This is a genomic window from Paenibacillus provencensis (assembly GCF_042678545.1).
In the GTDB taxonomy this organism is placed as follows: Bacteria; Bacillota; Bacilli; order Paenibacillales; family Paenibacillaceae; genus Paenibacillus; species Paenibacillus provencensis.
Map to the genome: position 1 here is coordinate 3099634 of NZ_JBHTKX010000001.1, position 21506 is coordinate 3121139.

Annotated in this window: 19 protein-coding genes, 1 pseudogene and 1 riboswitch; of the genes and pseudogenes, 4 read left to right on the top strand and 16 right to left on the bottom strand. The window is 48.0% G+C overall.

Annotated features, from left to right (window positions below):
• Window positions 1-33: 33 nt before the first annotated feature.
• The 9 genes from ACFQ3J_RS14930 to ACFQ3J_RS14970 form a co-directional block, all read right to left on the bottom strand.
• Window positions 34-741 carry a methionine ABC transporter permease gene (locus tag ACFQ3J_RS14930; RefSeq protein WP_379293107.1) on the bottom strand — a complete coding sequence of 236 codons (708 nt, stop codon included), beginning with the start codon at window positions 739-741 and terminating at the stop codon, window positions 34-36.
• The gene (locus ACFQ3J_RS14935; RefSeq protein WP_379293109.1) at window positions 738-1487 is read right to left on the bottom strand and encodes a methionine ABC transporter ATP-binding protein; all 750 of its coding nucleotides are present in this window, start codon (window positions 1485-1487) and stop codon (window positions 738-740) included. The genes ACFQ3J_RS14930 and ACFQ3J_RS14935 overlap by 4 nt, the downstream gene beginning before the upstream one ends.
• A 179-nt stretch (window positions 1488-1666) precedes the next feature.
• Window positions 1667-2353, bottom strand: a complete 687-nt coding sequence (locus tag ACFQ3J_RS14940) for a pectate lyase (protein WP_170862319.1) — start codon at window positions 2351-2353, stop codon at window positions 1667-1669.
• 256 nt (window positions 2354-2609) lie between these two features.
• On the bottom strand, window positions 2610-3209 hold the full coding sequence (locus ACFQ3J_RS14945; protein WP_091153321.1) for a response regulator transcription factor: 600 nt from the start codon (window positions 3207-3209) through the stop codon (window positions 2610-2612).
• A 17-nt stretch (window positions 3210-3226) separates the two neighbouring features.
• Window positions 3227-4348, bottom strand: a complete 1122-nt coding sequence (locus ACFQ3J_RS14950) for a sensor histidine kinase (RefSeq protein WP_091158932.1) — start codon at window positions 4346-4348, stop codon at window positions 3227-3229.
• Between the two features lie 118 nt (window positions 4349-4466).
• Window positions 4467-5519: a fatty acid desaturase gene (locus ACFQ3J_RS14955; RefSeq protein WP_251582422.1), complete on the bottom strand. Its 1053-nt coding sequence runs from the start codon at window positions 5517-5519 to the stop codon at window positions 4467-4469.
• Between the two features lie 174 nt (window positions 5520-5693).
• Window positions 5694-8357 (bottom strand): energy-coupling factor transporter ATPase, encoded by a 2664-nt coding sequence (locus tag ACFQ3J_RS14960; protein WP_251582424.1) that lies wholly within the window; start codon window positions 8355-8357, stop codon window positions 5694-5696.
• A complete protein-coding gene (locus ACFQ3J_RS14965) occupies window positions 8357-8935 on the bottom strand; it encodes an ECF transporter S component (RefSeq protein WP_251582426.1) in 579 nt (192 codons plus the stop codon). The genes ACFQ3J_RS14960 and ACFQ3J_RS14965 overlap by 1 nt, the downstream gene beginning before the upstream one ends.
• 3 nt (window positions 8936-8938) lie before the next feature.
• Complete coding sequence (locus ACFQ3J_RS14970; RefSeq protein WP_251582428.1) at window positions 8939-9547, bottom strand: Ykof family thiamine-binding protein; 609 nt, start codon at window positions 9545-9547, stop codon at window positions 8939-8941.
• 147 nt (window positions 9548-9694) lie between these two features.
• Window positions 9695-9821, bottom strand: a riboswitch (TPP riboswitch).
• Between the two features lie 211 nt (window positions 9822-10032).
• Here ACFQ3J_RS14970 and ACFQ3J_RS14975 point away from each other — a divergent pair.
• A complete protein-coding gene (locus ACFQ3J_RS14975) occupies window positions 10033-10269 on the top strand; it encodes a DUF896 domain-containing protein (RefSeq protein ID WP_076312214.1) in 237 nt (78 codons plus the stop codon).
• An 82-nt stretch (window positions 10270-10351) separates the two neighbouring features.
• On the opposite strand, the gene ACFQ3J_RS14980 is transcribed toward ACFQ3J_RS14975, so the two are convergent.
• The 7 genes from ACFQ3J_RS14980 to ACFQ3J_RS15010 all read right to left on the bottom strand — a co-directional run bounded on the left by ACFQ3J_RS14980 (window position 10352) and on the right by ACFQ3J_RS15010 (window position 18071).
• Window positions 10352-13648 carry a DEAD/DEAH box helicase gene (locus tag ACFQ3J_RS14980; protein ID WP_251582430.1) on the bottom strand — a complete coding sequence of 1099 codons (3297 nt, stop codon included), beginning with the start codon at window positions 13646-13648 and terminating at the stop codon, window positions 10352-10354.
• Window positions 13649-13844: 196 nt separating this feature from the next.
• Window positions 13845-14186: a DUF1801 domain-containing protein gene (locus tag ACFQ3J_RS14985; protein ID WP_251582432.1), complete on the bottom strand. Its 342-nt coding sequence runs from the start codon at window positions 14184-14186 to the stop codon at window positions 13845-13847.
• A complete protein-coding gene (locus ACFQ3J_RS14990) occupies window positions 14183-14638 on the bottom strand; it encodes a YciI family protein (RefSeq protein ID WP_251582434.1) in 456 nt (151 codons plus the stop codon). Before ACFQ3J_RS14990 ends, ACFQ3J_RS14985 begins: the two co-directional genes overlap by 4 nt.
• Window positions 14639-14642: 4 nt before the next feature.
• Window positions 14643-15863, bottom strand: coding sequence for an RNA polymerase sigma factor (locus ACFQ3J_RS14995; protein ID WP_285850103.1), 1221 nt, complete (start codon window positions 15861-15863; stop codon window positions 14643-14645).
• A gap of 41 nt (window positions 15864-15904) precedes the next feature.
• A complete protein-coding gene (locus ACFQ3J_RS15000) occupies window positions 15905-16339 on the bottom strand; it encodes a YciI family protein (protein ID WP_251582439.1) in 435 nt (144 codons plus the stop codon).
• A gap of 167 nt (window positions 16340-16506) precedes the next feature.
• Window positions 16507-17343: an alpha/beta fold hydrolase gene (locus ACFQ3J_RS15005; protein WP_251582441.1), complete on the bottom strand. Its 837-nt coding sequence runs from the start codon at window positions 17341-17343 to the stop codon at window positions 16507-16509.
• A 179-nt stretch (window positions 17344-17522) separates the two neighbouring features.
• A complete protein-coding gene (locus ACFQ3J_RS15010) occupies window positions 17523-18071 on the bottom strand; it encodes a TetR/AcrR family transcriptional regulator (RefSeq protein WP_244533098.1) in 549 nt (182 codons plus the stop codon).
• A gap of 172 nt (window positions 18072-18243) precedes the next feature.
• On the opposite strand from ACFQ3J_RS15010, the gene ACFQ3J_RS15015 reads away from it, so the two are divergent.
• From ACFQ3J_RS15015 to ACFQ3J_RS15025, 3 genes and pseudogenes are all read left to right on the top strand, one after another.
• The gene (locus tag ACFQ3J_RS15015; protein WP_091153295.1) at window positions 18244-19440 is read left to right on the top strand and encodes an MFS transporter; all 1197 of its coding nucleotides are present in this window, start codon (window positions 18244-18246) and stop codon (window positions 19438-19440) included.
• A gap of 176 nt (window positions 19441-19616) precedes the next feature.
• Window positions 19617-20393, top strand: a complete 777-nt coding sequence (locus ACFQ3J_RS15020; RefSeq protein ID WP_251582443.1) for a DUF817 domain-containing protein — start codon at window positions 19617-19619, stop codon at window positions 20391-20393.
• Between the two features lie 550 nt (window positions 20394-20943).
• Window positions 20944-21393 (top strand): annotated as a pseudogene (locus ACFQ3J_RS15025) (helix-turn-helix transcriptional regulator); the annotation flags it as partial.
• Window positions 21394-21506 lie beyond the last annotated feature (113 nt).

Here is a 21506-nt window from a genome sequence, read left to right on the forward strand (position 1 = left end):
CAATTACAAGTTCCCTTCCAAATTTGAATTAGTTTAGCGTTTGTCCAAGCTTCTCGATAACAGATTACCTAAATATTGAACCAACTGCACAAGCACAATCATGATCATAATCGTAAACACCATAAGCTCAGTCTCATATCTTTGATAACCATAGCGAATGGCAAAGTCTCCAATCCCGCCGCCCCCCACGACACCGACCACGGTCGAGTACGAAATGAAGCTGATGGTTGAAGTGGTAAGGCCCCGGACCAAGCCGGAACGTGCCTCAACAAACAAAAATTTGAATATAAACTGCGGGAGTGTCGCTCCCATAGACGAGGATGCTTCCACAACCCCTCTTGGCACTTCAAGCAGTGATTGTTCTGCCAGACGCGAATAGGTGGCAATCGCCACTACGGCAAGCGGTACGGAAGCAGCGACGGTTCCAAGTGCTGTCCCCACAATCATTCGGGTAAAAGGAATCATGAATACGACCAGCAGCAGGAACGGGAACGACCGGACAATGTTAACGACAAAGTCGAGTACGCCAAATAGCGTCCGATTCTCATATTTCTGTCCTTTGCGCGTCAAGTACAAAAGTGTTCCCAGTGGAAGGCCCAGCAGTATGGCCGCTGCCAGTGAGATACCGACCATCAGAAAAGTCTGTCCGATCGATTCCCACATTTCAGAAGAATAGGTCTCCACATAATTAGGATAGAAATTAACGACATAATCGTATAGGCCTGTAAAAAAATCACTCATCCCTCGTCACCTGCTTCCTGTTCCTCGTACCAGGCCAGCATATCTGGAGGGAGAGCCCCCTCTGCCAGCTGTACCGTCCGGAGGAGCTTGCCCGAATCCATGAAGGAGACGGATTGGCACAGCCGCTCCACAACAGATACCTCATGGGTAACGATGACGATGGTAATACCCATTTCCCTATTGACATGCTCCAGCAGCTCCAGGACACCGCCTGTTGTCTTCGGATCAAGTGCGGATGTAGGTTCATCACAGAGCAGTACCTGAGGCTGATTCGCAAGCGCTCTGGCAATGGCTACCCGCTGCTTCTGCCCACCGCTGAGCTGAGCAGGATATTGTGCCGCCTTGTCTGAGAGGCCAACAAACTGTAAGTATTCCTGAACCCGCTGATTGCGTTCATCTCGTGAAATGCCAGCAAGCTCAAGCGGAACAGCGACATTTCCATGCACGGTTCGATTGGACAGCAGATTGAAATGCTGAAAGATCATTCCGATTCTTCTTCTCGCTTCCCGCAGCTCGCCTTCCTTCATCCGGGTCAGCTCCTGATCCCCCATGAAGACTTGTCCCTGGTCCGGCCTTTCCAATACATTCATCATACGAAGAAGAGTAGACTTTCCCGCGCCGCTTGCTCCGATGATGCCGTGAATGGTCCCTTGCTCGATATGAAGAGACACATCATTAACGACGGTCAAGCCACTGCCATGATGCCCTGCCCCGAATGTCTTGCTGACATGGCTTAGCGATATCACGTAAAATTCAGTCCTCCTTAATCATAAAAGAGCCCGCACCGGATAGAAGTACATAACCCGGGCGAGCGTGTGTAACACTTTTTCAAAAAATACAACCTTATAGATTATAGCATATATGTGCCTGAAATTCCCCACTTTTTCAACATTTAAGGTCTAAATGTTGAAAAAAATCACTAGTCTCAGTACTGTGTATTCCCGGACTGGGAGGTGTTCCCTGAAGCAAAGCCTTTGAATAGAGTAGGCACATCATGATAACGGGTATTCGTGATCCTGCCGGTGGAAGTACTGCTGTCTGTTCGCAGAATCGAATCCTTGACGTTCGAAATATCCGAGCTGTCCACATTCATCACCACTTTATAGGAGGTTCCGCCATTCTGACGAACAAGCTTGCCGATATCGTCGGCTCTGAAGTTCTTAATATTGAATGTACCTGCTGCATTCGCTTGAAAAACTTTATCGTAGGCTTTATAAGCTGCTCCGCCTGTGATGTTCACCGTTCCGGAGGATTTCAAGGTTAATGCGTCCTCGCCCACATCCTGCCAAGTTACATTCGTGATATTACAGTTTCCATAACAGTGTACCCCGTCTGCTGCAGGTGCGCCAAGAACAACGTTCTTTAATGTGGCTCCCGCTTCAAGTCTGAACACTGGCTTCTGTCCTTCACCTTGTCCACCGTCACCAAGCGTATTCGGGTTGGCTACAAAGGTTTGTCCCTGCCCGTCATAAGTTTGTCCCGCAGGCACAATGATGGTTTCATTTACAGTTGTAGCCGCATTCATACTTCCTGGCAGTATACCAAATGCTGCCGCAACCAGAGTCGTAGATAACAAAGCTCCTGTTAAACGTTTCTTGAGCACTGTCTTCATAATCAATCCCATCCTTTACCCGTATAATTTGAATACAAGTCCTCACGATACAGGTGAATGTGCACCTTCACTTGCTTCGTGTGTTCCAGTATATCAAGGGATAGAAAAGTACCGGAATAATCATTAGACAAGGTGGTCCTCTTTAATGAATAATTGAAGTCTAAGTGTGCAGCAACACATCGGAATCAGCTGATTCATTACATGCAAGGTTATATTCTGCATCTCATCGTAACACACATAATCATTAGAAGTGTTTTTACTTAAACCAGCCTTTTTCCTTGAAATGCTTGATGGCCTCAATCCGGTTGCTGACTCCGAGCTTGTCCAGGATGACCGACACATAATTGCGTACCGTTCCTGTCGTAATGTACAGCTCATCTGAAATTTCCTTCGTATTCTTGCCATCTGCAATCAGCTCAAGCACAGCCTTCTCCCGATCGGTCAGCGGGTTCTTCTCACCATAACCTTCGTCAACCAGCTCTGCCGCATAGATTCTTCTTCCTGACATGACACTTCGAATCGTCTGGGCCAGCTCCTCAATCGGACTGTCCTTGAGCAAGTACCCGCTGACACCTGCCTTAAGGGCGCGCTCAAAATAACCCGTACGGGCAAATGTAGTCAGTATAATGACTTTGCAGTCCCTGCCCTTGATTTCCTCAGCGGCGTCGAGCCCATTCTTAACCGGCATCTCAATATCCATGATGCAAATATCCGGCTCATACTGATGGACAAGCTTGATTGCATCCTCTCCATTGTTCGCCCTTCCGATCACTTTCATATCCTCTTCAAGATCCAGCAGCGAAGCAAGAGCCCCTAACAGCAAACGCTGATCTTCTGCAATAACAATTCGTATCAAGATAATTCACCCCTATTTCACTCTGCCGCGAGTACTGCATGTGGCACAGCAATACGCAGCTCGGTTCCTTCATGCGTTGTGATTTGGAGACTGCCGTTTACAAATTCAAGTCGTTCCTTCATTCCTCTTAGACCATTGCCCCTAGACTTCTTAGCCGCTTCTCCAATCCCTCGCCCGTTATCCTTCACGATGATTGCCAGCTCGGTTCGCTCAGGGTGAATCGTTATATCACACCGGGTCGCCTCGCTATGCTTCACTACATTCGTCACGGCTTCCTTCAGCGACATTCCAAGCACATTCTCATTCATTAAGGATAGGTCACTCAAATGCTCTTCTCCTTCAATATGAAGCTCAATGTCAGCTGCCTTCAAAATTTGACGGATTCGAAACAGCTCGTCCTCCAGCCGCGCGCCTCTCATTTGGGTTACCATCTCGCGCACTTCCTTCAGTGCGGTGCGTGCCGTTTGCCGCACATCATCCATTTCACTCTGCGCACGCTTTGGGTCACGGATGACGAGCTTACCCGCCAGTTCACTCTTCAGGCCAATCAGCGACAGCTTCTGACCCAAAGTATCATGCAGGTCACGAGAAATTCTCTGCCTTTCTTCGAGCTTAACCAGTTCGGAGATCCGTTTATTCGCATTCTCCAGCTGGCCTTCAAGCCGATCTTGTTTATTTTTGTTATAGGTGCTGACAGGCAGCAAAATAACAGCCATCATACTGATCAGCACGAAGGGAAGCTGCTTAATGACGACTTCATTGGCCGAAGCCAGTGAGTAATTAATCGTAATAAAGGTGCTGACGAGGTGTACGGTATAAAGCGTAATAAACCCAGCCTTATTTTGAATCGTCCCGATGAAGAAAGCTAGAAACAGAGAAAAATAAACAAAGCCAAAAATGAGCGCCATCATAACCGAAATCGCGATTTGCATACCATACCAGATGTATACCGGCCATCCCCTCATGACAAGGCCAAGCAGATTTGAAGCAAAGAAGAGGATGATCAGCAAAACACCAAATACAATATATCCTCTGGAAGAAGATCCGATAATAAAATAAAACGGCAATATAAAACAGACCAGCCACACATAAGGGTTCAGGCCCGTATTCTTGCGGAACATATCCTGCCAGCGATGCATGCTGTTCACTTAAGCTCACCTGCTCATTTCTAAAATTATCCATCTTAACAGTAAAAAGACTACAGATGAAATGATCATCTATAGTCATCTTACCATAAGCATTGGGGTCTTATGCTTCCTATTTGAATGGCTGCAGTCTTCTTGATGCAAGCTCGCGCTGCGCTCGCTCCTTAAGACGCTGCCCTTTCTTATATTGCCTGAATGTTACGAATTTCTTCATTTCCTCATTCCATAATCGGAATCTCATCGCCTTGAAGCTCTCTATTACGGTAATCGTCGTTGCTTGCTGCAAAGGCGGCGTGGCGTTGTGCGCCTCTTCCAAATGGTAGTTTGGCACTCTTGGGCTCAGATGGTGAACATGATGGAATCCGATATTTCCCGTGATCCACTGCAGCGGCTTCGGAAGCTTATAATAGGAGCTGCCTTCAACAGCAGCTTGAATATAGGACCATTCTTCCTCATTCTCAAAATAAGAATCCTCAAAGGTATGCTGTACATAAAACAGCCAAATGCCAAGCATGCTGGCAAAATAGAATATCGGCACCTGTACAAGCAGGAACGCCTTCCAGCCAATGGCCAGGATTAGAAGCGCGTACACAGTCACAATGAGCAGATTCGTCAAATACGTATTTAAGCGTTCTTTGCGCTTGGCACCGCGCCGATTAAATCGATATTGCAGCAAAAATACTGCAATTGGACCGATACCGAACAGAATGATTGGATTACGGTAGACACGATAATATAGCTTTGTATACCATGGAGATTCATTATATTCGGTGACGGTCATCATCCAGATATCGCCGATCCCCCGTTTATCCAGATTACCGCTGGAAGCATGATGCATCGAATGACTGTATTTCCATTGCATATAAGGGGTAAGTGAGATGACACCTGTCAGCGTACCCACAATGTTATTGGCTTTTTTATTTTTGAAAAATGAACCATGACAGCAGTCATGAAAGATGATAAATGTCCGAATGACAAAACCGGAAGCAACCAGGGTTATAGGCAAGGTGAGCCAGTAGGATACAGACAGACTTGCATATGCCAAATACCAAAGCACAAATAAAGGAATAAGCGTATTTACCATTTGGATTACACTTGCTTTAAGCTCCGTTCTTTCGTAAGGAGCCACTTCCTTTTTCAACTGGGTTTTAAATGATGCAGACATGACATCGTCTCCTTCATATCAGGACAGCACAGAGATCGAAGCATAACGATCCTATGTACTCGCGTCCCTATTCTCCTTCCATTATAGAAGAAGAATGTCACCCCTTGAAGTCATAAACGTCAAGTCATGAGTATGACAAATGTCATGTATCCTCCACCTGCGCAGGTTATCCTCTTACAGTTGTCCTCCATACCATTCCAAATAACCAAGCTGATCAGCCAGGATAAAACATGCTGAGATTGCAGCCAGCAGTACCAACAGGAAGCACCAATCCTGCCACCTTACCTGAAGCTTCAAGTAAAAGTCACGATTGCGCACCCCAGTGAATCCTCTTGATACCATGGCGACGGCTACCCGTTCGGATTTGCGGATACTGCTGGCAAGCAGCGGAATAGAGTACCTCTTGAAGGCATGAAGGAAAAAGCGAACTCCCCTCTGCCGCAGAATCCCACGCATACGGTGAGCCTGCTGCATGGTCGCAAGCTCTTCCCGAAATAGCGGCAAGAAGCGATAACCCGCCATAACCCCGTAAGCCAGCTTCGGAGACAGCTTGCACTGCTGCATCAGGCTAAACATCAGCTTCACTGGATCAGTCGTAAGAATGAACAAGAGCGAGAGCGCAGAGAATGCGAGGGTACGAAGTCCGAGGGACAGAGCGGTAAGCACCGTTTCTCGACCTGCCTCAAAGCCTCCGATCCTGATCCATACTACATCATTCATAGCGATGCTTTCTCTAGGGAAAACGATAGCTGTCCATACATAGCCGAGTGCCATGATCAGAAACGGAGCAAACAGCAGCAGCCATCTGCGCCAGGATACTTGACCAAGCCAAGCCGTAAGCAGGATCGTTACCATTAAAGCGCTGAGCTGTGTTATGGGATCAAACGCAAAGGACAGCAGAATGACGCCAAGGGTAACTGCAAGTGCCTTGATACTCGGATTCATCTGGTGAAGATTCCAACCGGCGTGCTGAGCACTTTCGGAAGCAAGCAATGCCGCGTGAGCGGGGTGTGGGTTAGAGAAGTCCCTCTCCGTTGTGAGGTCTGTGCCTGTTCCAATGCCTGTGCTTGTTGCGATGTCCCTGTTCGTTGCGGTGTCTGTGTTTGCTTCGAGTGCTCTTGCCAGCTGTACCTCAAGCGGCAGCACCAGCTTCACCCCGGCAAGTCTGTCCTCGGGCCAGTGCCACAATGTTGTCGCGCTGTCATCCAGTTCTATTCCTCCATCCACCACCACGATCACACGGCTCGCATATGCCCGGACCCACTCCATATCATGTGTAATCATGATAACAGTAAGCCCTTGCCGGACCCTTGCCTTCAGTGCTTCCAGCAGCCGCAGAGATGCATAGGCATCCTGCCCGTAGGTGGGCTCATCACATATGAGCACCTGCTGCTCTTCCACAAGCATTGAAGCCACGCTCAGCCTTCGTTTCTGGCCCTGACTCAGTGCATAAGGACTGCGATCTGCAAGATGGGATAGACGAAACTCGGCTAGAAGCTCAGCTGACCTTAGCTGAACCTCTTTCTCGGGTATGCCCTGCAAACGCAGTCCAAATGCAAGCTCCTCGCTCACTTTATCCGTGACGAACTGATGCTCAGGATGCTGAAAGACGAGGCCTACCCGCTTGCGAATGATGGACTCCGGCAGCCGGGTCATATCCTCTCCGCCAGCCAGTACCCGCCCCTCCTTAGGCGTGAGTAATCCGGACAGAAGCCCGGCCAGGGTAGACTTTCCTGCTCCGTTCGGTCCAGTTACGGCAATGAATTCACCTGCCCTTACACTTAGAGAGACATTCTGAATGACTGGCCGATTCTGCCGATAGAATGTTATACCTTGGGCCTCCAGCACCGGATCCCGTCTCTCTTCATCTCTTCGAGGAAACGGAGATTGCTCAGCCCTCTCCCGCAAGTAATGACTAACCTGTTCTTGCTCAAGCACCGGACGCGATCTCCAATAATCAATGAGCTCCTGTGACGTAAGTGGAAGGACTTCAGCCGCTCCATGTACATGTTCACATAATTGCCGCTGCAGGCTCACTGGTCCGGGCACCCAAATTCCCATTTGATCCAGTTCAGCACGATACATGGAAAAAAATACGTCTGGCGCAGCCATTCGGCATATTCGCCCTTCGTGATCCATTAAGATAATACGATCAACATCAGCCATCCAGGCATCCAGCTGATGCTCGATCAGAAGGACGGTTATTCCATGCTTCTTGCGAAGTAATGAGATGAGCTGAGCCAGATTTCGAGTAGAAACCGGGTCAAGATTAGCCGTCGGTTCATCCAGCACAAGGATGCCGGGCCGAAGTGCGAGTGCACAGGCGATAGCTAGACGCTGCTTCATACCGCCCGAGAGTGTATGAATCTGCGCTGTCCTGTACTGGTGCAAATCAACCATCTGAAGCGCTTCATCTATTCGGCCGCTGATCCTCTCATGTGGACATCCCACGTTCTCCAGGCAGAAGGCAGCTTCTTCTTCCACTGTCAGCATGCAGAACTGGCTGTCTACATCTTGAAAGACGATTCCTACTGCTTGTGCATGTACGGCTGCACTCTCTTCTGTCATGGATCTGCCCCATATCCTGACACTTCCCGTAACCATACTCTCGATCTCTTGCGGATAAATTCCGTTCAGACACAGCGCCAATGAGCTCTTACCGCTGCCGCTAGGTCCCAGGAGCAGCAGCATTTCACCTGGATTCAAGTCGAATGTAACCCCGTTTAATATGAGCGCAGCTTCTTCTTCGAACTTCAGCGTTAAATCTCTCACTTCAATGGCAGCAGAGGATCTGAGTATCTCATCAGCCGGCTGATCTTTACGCGGTTGGAGTACCATTATGCTTTGTGTGACCGGGCTGCTGCTTTGGCAACCGGAAAGCTCCGCAGCACACCGGTCCGAACAAGGGCATCCGCGATCCATTTTCCAAGCAGACCGGCCAGGAGTGCCCCACTGATGATACGAACCCCCAGCATCGCGATGACCAATTCAGGTGATAAAGCGGCGAAGCCGGATCGGAAGTAGCCCCAGGCGAAGCTGAACACCGCCGCACCAATACCTGACAGCATCAGGACCGGGAGTGAATATTTACGATAACGAACAGCCGCAAAGACCGCTTCAGCTCCAAGACCTTGTATCATGGCCGATACGATAAGAATGGGTCCCGTTGTATTTCCAATCAGGACTTCAATAATGCCGGCAATCGTTTCTGACAGAAAGGCAGCCCCTGGCTTACGAATAATGTAGGCAGCAATGATCGAGACAATGAACCAGATTCCGAAGATCACCTCATAACCCATCGGCCCCATAACACCTGTCAGCAGATTTCCAATCTGTAAGAACACGAGATAAATGACAGCAAAAACAACGGACAATGAGCTTAATACGATAATGTCACGCAGCTTCCAGGCTCCCATAAGCTATACCACCTTCCCTTGTACCTTTTTGGACGGACTGTTGCAGGACAGGGTTACAGTCATCACGACATGGGACACCGACTCCTGCGTCACTTCAAAGGACTGCTCCAATGTCTTAAAGATCGTATGAACATCTCCTTCAAGGCGTGTAGCGTAATGTATGCCCCCGCCGTAGCTGCCATCGTCCTTCGCAATATCAACGACATGCGCAATCTTCTTCATGTATTCCGGCTCCCCGAGAGCGTACAGCGCATATTCCGCCGCTCCTTCCATACGGATGGAGGATACCGTATCTTCATTCATTCGAGCGGCATCTTCTGACATATACACATCACCCGCCGAATCACCCGGACAGCCAATAGAGAAGGTGCCGCTGAACACTACGTGCTCGCCTGTATTTGCCGCATGCAGAAAGATCGCCTTCATTACATCAAACACATGCTCCAGCCTGCCTCGTACGCAAGTACTTACATCACCGGTCTCTGTCCATACCTTGGAGGTGTCCGCCTCCTTGATCGCACCAAGAATAATATCAACAAACCGATCACTCATCGGATATAGCGAAAAACGACAGCCCACGATTCGGCTTGTTCCACATACTTCTGTACTCATTGCTCCATCTCCTCAGGTCAAGTATTGTTGAAACAACACAAAAAGAGCTGCACCCCTAAGTGAGTGCAGCTCAATAAAATGTGAAGCCCAAAATCTTACTTCATCTGAAACGAAGCCTTCGGTTCAGATTTGAATGGGCTATTATCATTTCATATCCCCGCACTTCCCCACGCTAGTATGATCTAGATCGGGTGTAAAGGGTTAACCGCCATCGTCCATTTCCTTCATCGACGTATTGGTCTCTCAGCCAGTTAAGGCACCCCTAGTGCTACATTTCGATTATGCTGTTCCAATCGTATCCCATTATACTGCTTTCTCCTGTTTTGTAAAGTTTGGATTAATTCAGCGATATATCTGAATTGTTAAAGAAGAATTTAAGCAGCAAGGCAGATAACAGCCTATCTTCTACCTATTCGGGTTGCATAAAGCTGCTTCATACAGTAAACTGTCATGATACAATGTTACTTGAAAGGAAGGCTGATACCATGGAGATCCCTTCATTAAATAGAATCAATGAGCTGAGCCGCAAACAGAAGAAGGAAGGCCTCACGCCGGAGGAAATTACCGAGCAGAAGGCGCTTCGTGAGGAATATTTGAAGGCCATCCGCGGACAGGTATTGTCCACGATATCCGGACTGACCATCGTTGATCCGAATGGGGACGACGTCACTCCAGAGAAACTCAAGCTTGAGCAGCAGCAGGATAAATCCAAGCTCAATTAATGTATAAAAGGATAGAATCGAATACCCGTACGCAGCGGGTATCTGTCGATTCTATCCTTTTCTTTCTTCAGGATCATACATGCTAGATCGCCAGTATTTCGCGGATTTCTTCCTCACTTAAGGCGGATGATGATTCCTGACCGGGCTGAATAATTTCTTCTATGAGATTTTTCTTGCGCTGCTGAAGCTCGTACATTTTATCCTCTACCGTTCCACGGCTCACCAGCCGGATCACCTGAACCACGTTCTTCTGTCCCATCCGGTGTGCCCGGCTCGCTGCCTGGTCTTCTACCGCAGGGTTCCACCATAGATCATACAGAATAACGGTATCCGCCCCCGTCAAGTTAAGTCCTGTACCGCCGGCCTTCAGCGATATCAGGAAGAAATCCTTCTCCCCTTCGTTGTAGCGCTGGCACATTTCAACACGCTCTTGGCCCGGTGTCTGCCCATCCAGATAAAAGAATGGAACCCCTTGAGCCCCGAGCTCCCTGCCGATGATGCCCAGCATTTCAGTAAATTGAGAGAAGAGCAGCACCCTTTTGCCTGCGCTTCGGCTTTCTTCGATGAGCTCCAACAGCTGCTCGAATTTCGCAGAGCTTCCCGTATATCCTTCTACAAATAGACCAGGATGGCAGCACAGCTGTCTTAGCCGGGTCAAGCCAGCCAAGATCTTGATTCGATTCTTGTCGAACTGCTTCTCGCTCAGATGCTTCACGGTCTCTGCCCGCAGCTTGGCCAAGAAGGCAACATAGAGCTTCTTCTGCTCGGTCAGCAGCTCGGAAGTGTGCAAGGACTCAATCTTATCCGGCAGCTCCGCAAGTACATCTGCCTTCACACGGCGCAGCAGGAACGGACGGATTCTACGTGCAACTACTTCTCTTGGCAACTCATTAAAGGCTTTTCTGCCTTGAAACAGCTCTGGAAAGACAACGTCATAGATAGACCATAGCTCTTCCAGACGGTTCTCGATCGGTGTTCCGGTGAGTGCGAAACGATGTCTTGCACTGACTGATTTTACCGCATGTGCAGTTTGTGTCGCATGATTCTTGAACGCCTGCGCTTCATCCATAATAAAGGCATGGAAATGCCTTTCACTATACATATCCGCATCCATGCGCAGAAGCGGATAGGAGGTGATAAGTACATCCACCGCTGTATGCTCACGGATGATCTTCAGTCGCTCCGGTTTGGTTCCGTCTACGATGATTGTCGTGAGCTCTGGAGCAAATTTCTCAAGCTCATTCTTCCAATTGTAGATGAGGGAAGCAGGCGCTGCGATCATTACGGGCTGCTTATGCTCCCGTATGGTTTGAAGCTCAGACACGATATAGGTGATGCTCTGAAGCGTTTTGCCGAGTCCCATATCGTCTGCCAGAATACCGCCAAACCGATAGGAGGCGAGCGTCTTCATCCATTGATAGCCCTGCTTCTGATAGTCCCTCAGTATAGGAGCGAGCCTATCAGGAATGGGAAAATCCATATGTTCTGGATGGGCGAGGTTCCCTATAAATTCCTTCAGTCTGCTGCCAAGCTGTACTTGCTCCCCCAGATCCCGGTCCATTATCTTAAGACCTGCTGCGACCGGAAGCTTCATGATCCCGTCATCGATCTCTCCCTTGCGAAAGCCCATGTCGTTCATGAGTCTCACAATCTCTTGAAAGGCAGAAGCTGACAAGGGCATAAGTGCCCCATTCGACAGCCTATGATATCTTCTTTTTGCCTCCACACTCTCTATCACGTGCTTGATTTCATTCAGCGGTATGCCGTTAATATCAAATTTGAATTCCATCCAGTCCGTCCGCTCATCCATATCCACATGAAGCTTCGGGCTGACCGGCTCAGACAGAACCCTAATCTTCACTGCCGAAGTGGCATACACATCAAGCAGCTGCTCAAGCTGAGGCATTGTGTAATACAAAAAATCAAATTCCGCATCCTCATTCTCCAGGTAATATCCAGATTCCGTCTGGGTAAAATCACTTGTTTGCATCAGCCGGATAATTTGTTCCTCTTGTGACTTGTCCCGAATAATGATCTTGTTCTCCGGGAGCCTCACCTTCTCCTCCAATGGATTGATCACGACATCTCCATACTGGAATTCGAGACTCGCCAGCAGCTTGTCCCGAACGCGATCCAGATACAGCCTTGCCTTCAGCGGCACCTGGACCATGTGACTGGACACTTCCTCTGCCAGATGTACTCGTCCGAGCCGCATTAGACCCGGGACGACCTTCTCGATATAAGGTCCCATCTGCTTGGCAGGTATCGTGAGCTTCGGAAAATGTACACGTGACAGCTTCTCCTGCAAGCCTGCGATCTGGCTGACGGATTCCTCTGACATTTTGTAGAAAATGCCGTTTTTCACCGCCATCCGATACTCAGGCAGGATCAGGACATCACGGATTCCCATAGCCGTCAGCTCATAGCCTGCGCCTGTGTCCGTCTTGTTAAATTCAAAATCAAGCGGCAGCAAGCTTTCCGTAAGGGAAACTCCGCTGAATATCTGCTCTTCCTGCTGCGTATATGCCTCAGGCACATTCTGAAGCAGTGGGGCGATTTGTTCCCACGCCAGCGGGGGAATCAGCAGCAGCCTGTCCTGGTTCTTGCCGCGTCCCGGATAGGAGTTTAACGACTCGTGATACATTTCCTCCTGACGCTCCAATTGGATCAGCTCTTTCAACACAGCTTCGTCATGGGGTTTGAAATAATGAGCTTCGGGGTTATAGGTGAAATTCTTCGAAAAGACATACGATCCCCCATGCTGCATCCGGCTTAGAAACTGCTTCATCTGCTGAACGATATACAAGCGCCTCGCTCCAAGCTTCATCTCCAATCCAATCATATGCTTGTTCAGACCGTATGGAACCAGCTTAATTAGATACTCGATGCTCAGAGGCTCTCTTGTCTCCATAATATATTTTGCAGCTGGACTCACCTTAGCCGTACTGCTGAAGAGAGCCAGCACATCCTCTATGATCTGCTCCTCGCTCGCTTCTCTGTGGTAGCGCGGGGTTAATCTCCCCTCTGGAACAACCGTCTCGGGATGAAGCAAAGAGGGGTAAGCGTTCACCTCAATGCGCCCCTCCTGCTGCATCTCATTAATCTGAAGGAGGGCAGCGGCAATATGCTTGCAATAATAATTGTAATTATTGTAGGCAGGACAAGTGCATTGTGCTTCAATATCTCCTCCGGCCTTCAACTGGATTGAAACATCATATTTATTTTTGCCGCCGCCCTTAACTACGGCCTGAAAATTGCCCGCCGATGCGTCCGATAAGGTTATACCTACCATGCCCGCATTGTAGTATTCTTCACCACGTTCATAAAACTTCTTGCCGCACATCAGTTTAATCTTCTTCCGATTCAGCATTGTCGTCATTTCGCTTTGTTACCTTCCTTCTGGCTATCACGTTTCAATTCTTGTAACTGCAATGATACCATTAATGCGCGATAGTTTCACTTCACAAGCCACCGCCTATTTTTATACAGCAAAAAAAGCACCGGACGCTTGACAAGGCATAGTCTAGTGCTTTCGGAAGCTAGTTCTTATTTGTGTATTTTCCATTTTACTCTTATTAAAGAGATTCAGAGGCCTGCCTCACCCATTCTGTCAGCTGATCCAGATCAATGGCGTCGCCTTTACGCAGCTTCCGGGTTTTTCTTTCTTCAGGCCCTTCAAATTCCCCTTCTGGAAGTGCAAGACCTGTTGCATTAAATATGGTAAAGCTGACCGCCTCTTTCGAAGTGGAGATGACAGCTGCATACTTTCCATTTTTTAAAAAGTGTGGCTTCTTGTACTGTATCCGTTCCGTCACTTCCGGTATAGCTGCATGTACCGCATTCCGCAGGTTCACAGCTAAATCTCTTTGCCAAGGTTCCTTGATCTGTTCAATAAATGCCGTAACTTCTTGATTCATACTCGCTCGCTCCCTTTAGGCTGATTTTGATAAATATACAGCTGCTCCTGCAGATCCGCTTCCATTCCTTCAATTACAGGCTCTCGCTTCCGTTCGCCCTTCTCTGCAAGCCATCTGAGCTCAAGCTCATGACCAGCCTGACCTGCCCCGATCGGCATTCGCAGTGCCCACTGCACAGCTTCCTCCTCCGTCTCCACATCAAACACATAATACGCTGCTACAAGCTCCTTGCTGTTCCCCTCAAAAGGACCTGCCAGCAGCTCAGGCTTTCCATCTTGCGAATACGTGATTTTTATCCCTCTTGTACTCGGCTGAAGCTCTTCCTCTGCGAGCAGTATGCCTTCTCGCGCCAGCATCGTTTTGTATTCTTGAAGCTTCTTCGTGTGCTCCGAGCTGTAATTTACACCGGTCTCGGAGTAATCTGTGGCTTTGATCATCAGCATCATTCTCATGCCTTCATCCCTTTCCTTTGTCCCTGCATACAGCAGCCCTGCCTAACAAGAGCTCACGCTCGCGGACATTTCGTGTCATGGAAGCAGCCCGCTCCAATTCAGTCCGAGCTTCATCGAAGCGTCCAAGCTTCATTAACAGATCTCCTCTAACACTCGGAAGCAAATGATACCCTCTAAGCGCTGGCTCCCCCATTAACTCGTCGAGAAGCTGAAGTCCAAATTCAGGACCAAATGCCATTGATACGGCAATCGCCCGATTTAGTTCAACCACAGGTGAAGGAGATACTCGGGACAAAGCTTCATATAGTGCCGCAATCCGGATCCAATCTGTAGCTTCAGGTGTAGGAGCCACCGCATGACAGGCTGAGATTGCCGCCTGTAGTGAATAGGGACCAAGTGTACGGCCCAGCTTGCGGGCACGTTCAAGGGCAGCAAGCCCCCGTCTGATCAAATGATGATCCCACTGCCCCCTGTTCTGATCCAGCAGCAGTACCGGCGCCCCATCCTTATTGATTCGGGTCTTCAGACGAGAAGATTGGAGCTCCATTAGAGCGACCAGGCCGTGCACCTCCGGCTCAAGCGCTGCAATTTCGGCCAGCATGCGTCCGAGTCGAAGAGCCTCCTGACATAACAAGGGGCGGAACCATTGCTCCCCCGAGGTAGCCGAATATCCTTCATTAAACATGAGATAGATCACCTCAAGAACAGCGGACAGTCGTTTATTCAGCTCTTCCCCTACCGGGATTTCGAAAGGAACCTTCGAAGCACTTAACGTCTTCTTCGCTCTTACAATGCGCTGAGCAATCGTAGCTTCCGCTGCCAGAAAAGAACGGGCAATTTCATCCGTAGTAAGTCCGCATAAGAGGCGCAGAGTCAAAGCAACTCTAGCCTCTTGTGACAGCACGGGATGGCAGGTCATAAAGATCAGACGAAGAAGATCATCACTGATCTCCCCGTGAAGCCTCCGATCCATGTCCTCCTCCGTATATAAATCTGTATTCTTAGCTATCTCCTCATATTTCTGATCAAGCCTTTTGCTTCGGCGCATAAGATCAATGGCACGGCGTTTGGCCGTTGTCATCAGCCAGGCGCCCGGGTTGTCTGGAATACCGGATTCCGGCCATTTCTCAAGAGCGATAACCAAGGCATCCTGCGCAAGATCTTCTGCCAGACCCACATCACGAACCATTCTCGTAAGACTTGCAATCAGCTTCGCCGACTCCATCCGCCATATGGCATCAATTGTCCCCGTCGTGCTGCTTCTGGTCACGCTTTTCTGGACTCCTCAATTCGCTGCCGCAGCGCATTTTCTTTCTCGATGAACTCCATATCATCTGTTAAATCCTCGATCCCATATACTTGCCTGAGTTCAATCTCGCCCTGTCCGAATCCATGGGGATCCGGCATGCGCAGCGCCCATTCAATTGCTTCATCCCTTGACTTAACCTCGATGAGCGTGTACCCCGCAATAATCTCCTTCGCTTCAGTAAATGGTCCATCGACCACCTTCGGCTTGCCGCCTGGCTCCGGATAGGAGATCCGAATTCCTGATGAGGTTGGTGCTAAGCCGTCACCTCCCAGCAGCACTCCTGCTTTTGCCAATTCCTCGTTATATCGGTGCATCGCATCAATCAGCTCCTTGCTTGGCAGCTTGCCGGCCACTGAATCCGTTGTTCCCTTAACAATCATCATAAATCTCATGTTTAACTACCTCCTAAGTTTTATTGTGAAGCGAAGCAGCTCGAGTTTCCGTTTTTTTTGGCTTGACTCTCACCGATTGCTATAGCCAGAGTCGTTCTTCGCTCCTTATGTATACAACGAATGATATTCACGCAAATCGACATCTCTCCTAAAATAATGTGCTGCATTTATTTTGCAATCCTAAACGCAGTCGAATGACCTTCTGCAAAAAAAGCTGACAGCTCGGATGCAATGAGCTTTGCATTCAGTTTCTTGGTGTGACCGAGCCCCTTCTTGCTGACAAGCTGTGCATTCGGAAGAACCTTCGCAAGAGCAGCAGCTCCCTGACGCAGCTCTGCTGGACTCTCGGTACCTTCAAGCACTGCGGTCGGTATCTTCACAGAGCTCCATAGATCCCTAGGCAGCGCTCTTCCCTTCATGTATTCATCACTTATTGCTGCATCGTAAGGCAGTGTATGAGCAATGGATACTAATTTGGACCAAACACCAGGCATCATCCGCATCATGCCGACGACAAAGGCTGGCGCTCCCATCCCCGTGGTTATGAAGTATTTGACAGCATCTGCTCGGCGATTCTCCTTAATCAATCTAGTCACTTGCTGAAGGAAATCCGCGGGGACCTTGCGACCATCAGCTTCCACTAGAAATGGAGGCTCATGCAAAGCCAGCTTGGTAATGGCTGCACCGTTTGCTGCCGCTTGTAATGCAATGATGGCTCCTGATGACAGCCCCCATACAGCTGCCGAGCCTCCAGCCTCGTGAATGACAGCTTCCAGATCCTCAATCTCACACTGCACCGCATAGGGCTGGGTATCCCCACTGTCTCCACGGCCCCGGCGATCATAGTTGTATACGGTAAACTGCTCGGATAACAGATCGGTCAGTTCTACCTGCGCCGGAAACTTTCGATAGCTGAAAGCACCTGTTACAAGAATGACTGCGGGACCGTTCCCTTTTTTGTCATATGCGATTTGAGTACCGTCCTTCGAAATGGCGAAATGCATATTCCTCATCTCCTCTGTTTTCATTTCATATAATTGGATATTTTTTTCAAAAACACCTGCTTATAAAAGAACAACGAACAATAGAAGTGGAAATCGACATCTCACACAAAAATAAAAAAAGAAGGCCAGCGGCCTTCTCAGTTCAAAATCCATAGAGTGAATCCATTTCATGCCATAGGTTATAACGATTTCATTCCGTCGAATGCTGCTAACAAGATGGGTCTTACCTTGTCCTCGGCTAACGGCTCTCCTGTAACTAGCAGGCGGTAGAATAAAGGGCCGTACAGCAAATCCAAACTAGAGTCCACATCCAGTTCTGCACTCAGTTCGCCGCGTTCAATCCCCTTCCTCAGTATTCCTGCGGCTTCCGCACGACGAGGTTGAATATAGTATTGTCTAAATACTTCGATCAGTGTCGAATTCACCTGCCCATGCCCGATCAGCTCGGAGATCACTTTCCCTTCCTTGCCTGACATATATAATGACAGGTTGATTGCATGAGTTAATATATCTTCCTTAACAGATCCCGTATCCGGAACAGGCAGCCTGCTAGCTGCTCCTTCAAAAAAACCATCCGCAACAACAGCAGCTTTATTAGGCCACCATTTGTAAATGGTGGCTTTACTTACTCCTGCTCTCTCAGCAATTTTTTCAATCGTTACCTCTTCAAATCCACTTTCAAGCAGCAATTCATAAGCCACAGACAATATGGAATGTTGAATTGTCACATCCCTTGGGCGCCCCTTCTTTGCCAATCCAATTCCCCTTTCTATCCTTTGCTCCAGTATAAATGATAAATTGGGTATTTACAAAACGATGCGTTCAGTATATATTTTGTTCAACGATTAAGTGAACGTAGCGTTTACTTAATACAAAAAAGTTAAAGGAGAATGATTATTTATGAATGAGGTCGATATAACCAAGCAAAGTAAGATTTCAACTGCGATGATGATTATTTTCGCAACCGCATGCGGTCTGATTGTCGCTAACCTCTACTATTCTCAAACCCTTGTTGGTCCCATCAGCACAGAACTTGGCCTATCTACTGAAACCGCAGGACTTATCGTAACTTTAACCCAAATAGGCTATGTGGTCGGGTTGTTATTCATTGTTCCTCTAAGCGATAAGCTTGAGAACCGCCGCCTTATGGTCTCCGTTCTCTCCATTGTAGTCGTCGCTCTCATCATAGCTGCCGTTTCTACGCAATCCCCTTTGTTTTTGACAGCAACCTTATTCATCGGAACGGGCTCCGTCGTCGCACAAATTCTCGTCCCTCTTGCCGCATACTTGTCCAATGAACAAGAACGAGGCCGTGTGGTAGGCAATGTAATGAGCGGCCTTTTACTCGGAATCATGCTGGCCAGGCCTGCCGCAAGCTTCATCGCAGACATTTGGGGGTGGCGGATGATTTATGTCCTGTCTGCTGTGCTCATGGCTCTGTTGACCATCTGGCTTGCGCGTTCTTTACCTCATCGAAAGCCGGAAAATCAATTAACATATCTACAGCTTGTAGCCTCGTTAATTCAACTGTTTAGAAAATACCCGATATTGAGACGCCGGGCATTTTATCAAGCCTGCTTGTTCGGATCATTCAGCCTCTTCTGGACAGTTGTCCCTCTCAGACTTGCCAACGACTTCGGATTTACACAAGGCGGCATCGCTTTATTCGCCCTGGTAGGTGTAGCAGGAGCCATAGCCGCTCCTATAGCTGGAGGATTAGCTGATAAAGGGTTTACAAAGACCCTAACCATCGTCTCGATCGGAACCGCAATTGGCTCTTTTCTGCTTATTGCCTTGTTCCATGACCATTCTTTCGTCGCACTGGTGCTGCTATTCATCTCAGCAATCACACTGGATATGGCTGTGTCTGGCAATCTGGTTGTCAGCCAAAGGATCATATACTCTCTCGGAAATGAAGCGAGTGGGAGATTGAACGGAATATTTATGGCAATATTCTTCATTGGCGGAGCGGCCGGATCATTTCTTGGAGGATTAACCTATGCATACGGCGGCTGGATATGGAGTGCATGGCTGGGGGTTCTAATACCATTGTTTGCATTCATATATTTCCTGACAGAATATAAACATAAGCGCTGATTCAATAACTAGTTGATGCTTCTACCGTTAAAAACAAGAAAATTTAATCAACCGATTTTCTATTTTTCCAAACATATAACACCTGTAAGATGAATTAAAGATAAGAAAGGAAGCAAGCTCTACATTAATTAGAGTGCATCTTACTCATCTGAAGTATGGAAAGGAGAAAACATCACTTGAAATCGATTGTACAGCTGCTCCATTTTGGATATCATCAGGCGATGAGCTGTATCTTTCCTGTTGCGATCTTTGGGACGCTTGCCATAACTAGTGTCATTGAGATTCCTTTCCTATACCGGTACGATGCCATTCTGTTGATATTGCTCGCCGTGCAGTATTTCATGTACCGAACCGGACTGGAGACAATGGATGAGATCAAGGTCATTTGCGTATTTCACGTCATTGGCTTGGTACTGGAGCTATATAAGGTGTGGATGGGATCGTGGTCATATCCAGAGCCTGGATATACGAAGATCTTCGGTGTTCCGCTCTACAGTGGATTCATGTATGCAAGTGTAGCCAGCTTTATGTGCCAAATATGGCGGAGGCTGCGTATGGACATGACGGGATGGCCCGGGACGATGTCTTCGATGCTGTTAGGCGGAGCGATCTATCTAAATTTCTTCACACATCATTTTATTCCTGACTTCCGCTGGTGGCTGACACTGCTTGTGTTTATTGTGTTCTGGAAGACATGGATCATCTATCGGGTCCGGGCCAAAACATACCGAATGCCCTTGACACTTGCATTTATTATTGTAGGCTTCTTCATCTGGACAGCGGAGAATATTGCAACATTCTTTAATGGATGGAAGTACCCCGATCAGCATGACGCCTGGCAGCTTGTGAGCTTCAGTAAGATCAGCTCCTGGTTCCTCCTTGTCATCATCAGTGTCATCATCGTAGCTCAGCTCAAATATGTAAAAGCGAATCGGAACTTAAACAAATCATGAAAAAACGGAGCAGGGTCATATCCCGCTCCGTCTTTAATTTAGATCCTTGGCAAGCTCATTTGCCGTATCCAATGCCCTCTGCAACTGATGCCCAGTTTATCTGATTGTCTATAGCCCTCAACATTCTGGCCTCTTTGACTCCAGCCACCACGATATCCTTCATCGTCAACACCATGCCTTACAAAATATATAGCCATCGTTCTCCCCCCAAGAGAATTGTCCCACTGACCGACATTAAACCGACTCTAAGTAATGGTATAGCCTCTTCTTCAATTAACAAAGAAAAATACCTAACTTAGCCTATCCAATACTTAATTTAACCTTTTCACATTTCATACGAACCGGATTCTTGGCCATTCAATAGATTTGTTGATGAAAATGGCGATACTGATCTGGTTAAAGTGAAATTTAGGGGGATTTTTCTTCTTGCATGTGGAATAGTGTTTACCATCTTATCTTTTCAGCAGCTTATTTAATATCATGATATTTCGGTGCACGGATTGCAAGGTGCCTTCCTACAACATCCCGTATATTGAAAAGGAGGTTACTCGTGGATTGGCTGAAGCTGATGAATAATGCAATGGAATATATCGAATCACACTTAACTGAAGAAATTGATCTCAATCAAGCGGCAAGAGTGGCTTGTTGCTCTACTTATCATTTTCAGCGGATGTTCTCATTTATAACCGGTGTTCCGCTATCGGAGTATATCCGCCGGAGAAGGTTAACCCTCGCCGCATTTGATCTACAGCAGAGTCATGCCAAAGTCATCGACACCGCTCTGAAGCATGGCTACGAATCACCCGAGGCATTTTCCAGAGCGTTCAAAAAAATGCATGGTGTAATGCCGACTTCTGCACGCGAAAAAGGAATTGCGCTTAAGGCCTATCCACGGTTATCCTTTCATATTTCAATCCGGGGAGATGTGGAGATGAATTACAGAATCGAGGAAAAACCAGCTTTTGAAATGTTTGGTGTTACGGCCGTAGTGAATACCGAAGAAGCCCGGCGCTTAGTAATAGAGAGCAGTACCAGTGAATGTCACTGCGTGCTGCTCTCTTTTTATTCGTATTTCATTGCTCCACGGTACAATTCGCCATCCATTTTTGAATC

Bases quoted from the DNA above. Each gene is read 5' to 3' on its own strand.
- ACFQ3J_RS14930 (WP_379293107.1), bottom strand. From the start codon at position 741: ATGAGTGATTTTTTTACAGGCCTATACGATTATGTCGTTAATTTCTAT.
- ACFQ3J_RS14940 (WP_170862319.1), bottom strand. From the start codon at position 2,353: ATGAAGACAGTGCTCAAGAAACGTTTAACAGGAGCTTTGTTATCTACG.
- ACFQ3J_RS14950 (WP_091158932.1), bottom strand. From the start codon at position 4,348: ATGCATCGCTGGCAGGATATGTTCCGCAAGAATACGGGCCTGAACCCT.
- ACFQ3J_RS14955 (WP_251582422.1), bottom strand. From the start codon at position 5,519: ATGTCTGCATCATTTAAAACCCAGTTGAAAAAGGAAGTGGCTCCTTAC.
- ACFQ3J_RS14960 (WP_251582424.1), bottom strand. From the start codon at position 8,357: ATGGTACTCCAACCGCGTAAAGATCAGCCGGCTGATGAGATACTCAGA.
- ACFQ3J_RS14965 (WP_251582426.1), bottom strand. From the start codon at position 8,935: ATGGGAGCCTGGAAGCTGCGTGACATTATCGTATTAAGCTCATTGTCC.
- ACFQ3J_RS14970 (WP_251582428.1), bottom strand. From the start codon at position 9,547: ATGAGTACAGAAGTATGTGGAACAAGCCGAATCGTGGGCTGTCGTTTT.
- ACFQ3J_RS14975 (WP_076312214.1), top strand. From the start codon at position 10,033: ATGGAGATCCCTTCATTAAATAGAATCAATGAGCTGAGCCGCAAACAG.
- ACFQ3J_RS14980 (WP_251582430.1), bottom strand. From the start codon at position 13,648: ATGACGACAATGCTGAATCGGAAGAAGATTAAACTGATGTGCGGCAAG.
- ACFQ3J_RS14985 (WP_251582432.1), bottom strand. From the start codon at position 14,186: ATGAATCAAGAAGTTACGGCATTTATTGAACAGATCAAGGAACCTTGG.
- ACFQ3J_RS14990 (WP_251582434.1), bottom strand. From the start codon at position 14,638: ATGAGAATGATGCTGATGATCAAAGCCACAGATTACTCCGAGACCGGT.
- ACFQ3J_RS14995 (WP_285850103.1), bottom strand. From the start codon at position 15,863: ATGGAGTCGGCGAAGCTGATTGCAAGTCTTACGAGAATGGTTCGTGAT.
- ACFQ3J_RS15000 (WP_251582439.1), bottom strand. From the start codon at position 16,339: ATGAGATTTATGATGATTGTTAAGGGAACAACGGATTCAGTGGCCGGC.
- ACFQ3J_RS15005 (WP_251582441.1), bottom strand. From the start codon at position 17,343: ATGCATTTCGCCATTTCGAAGGACGGTACTCAAATCGCATATGACAAA.
- ACFQ3J_RS15015 (WP_091153295.1), top strand. From the start codon at position 18,244: ATGAATGAGGTCGATATAACCAAGCAAAGTAAGATTTCAACTGCGATG.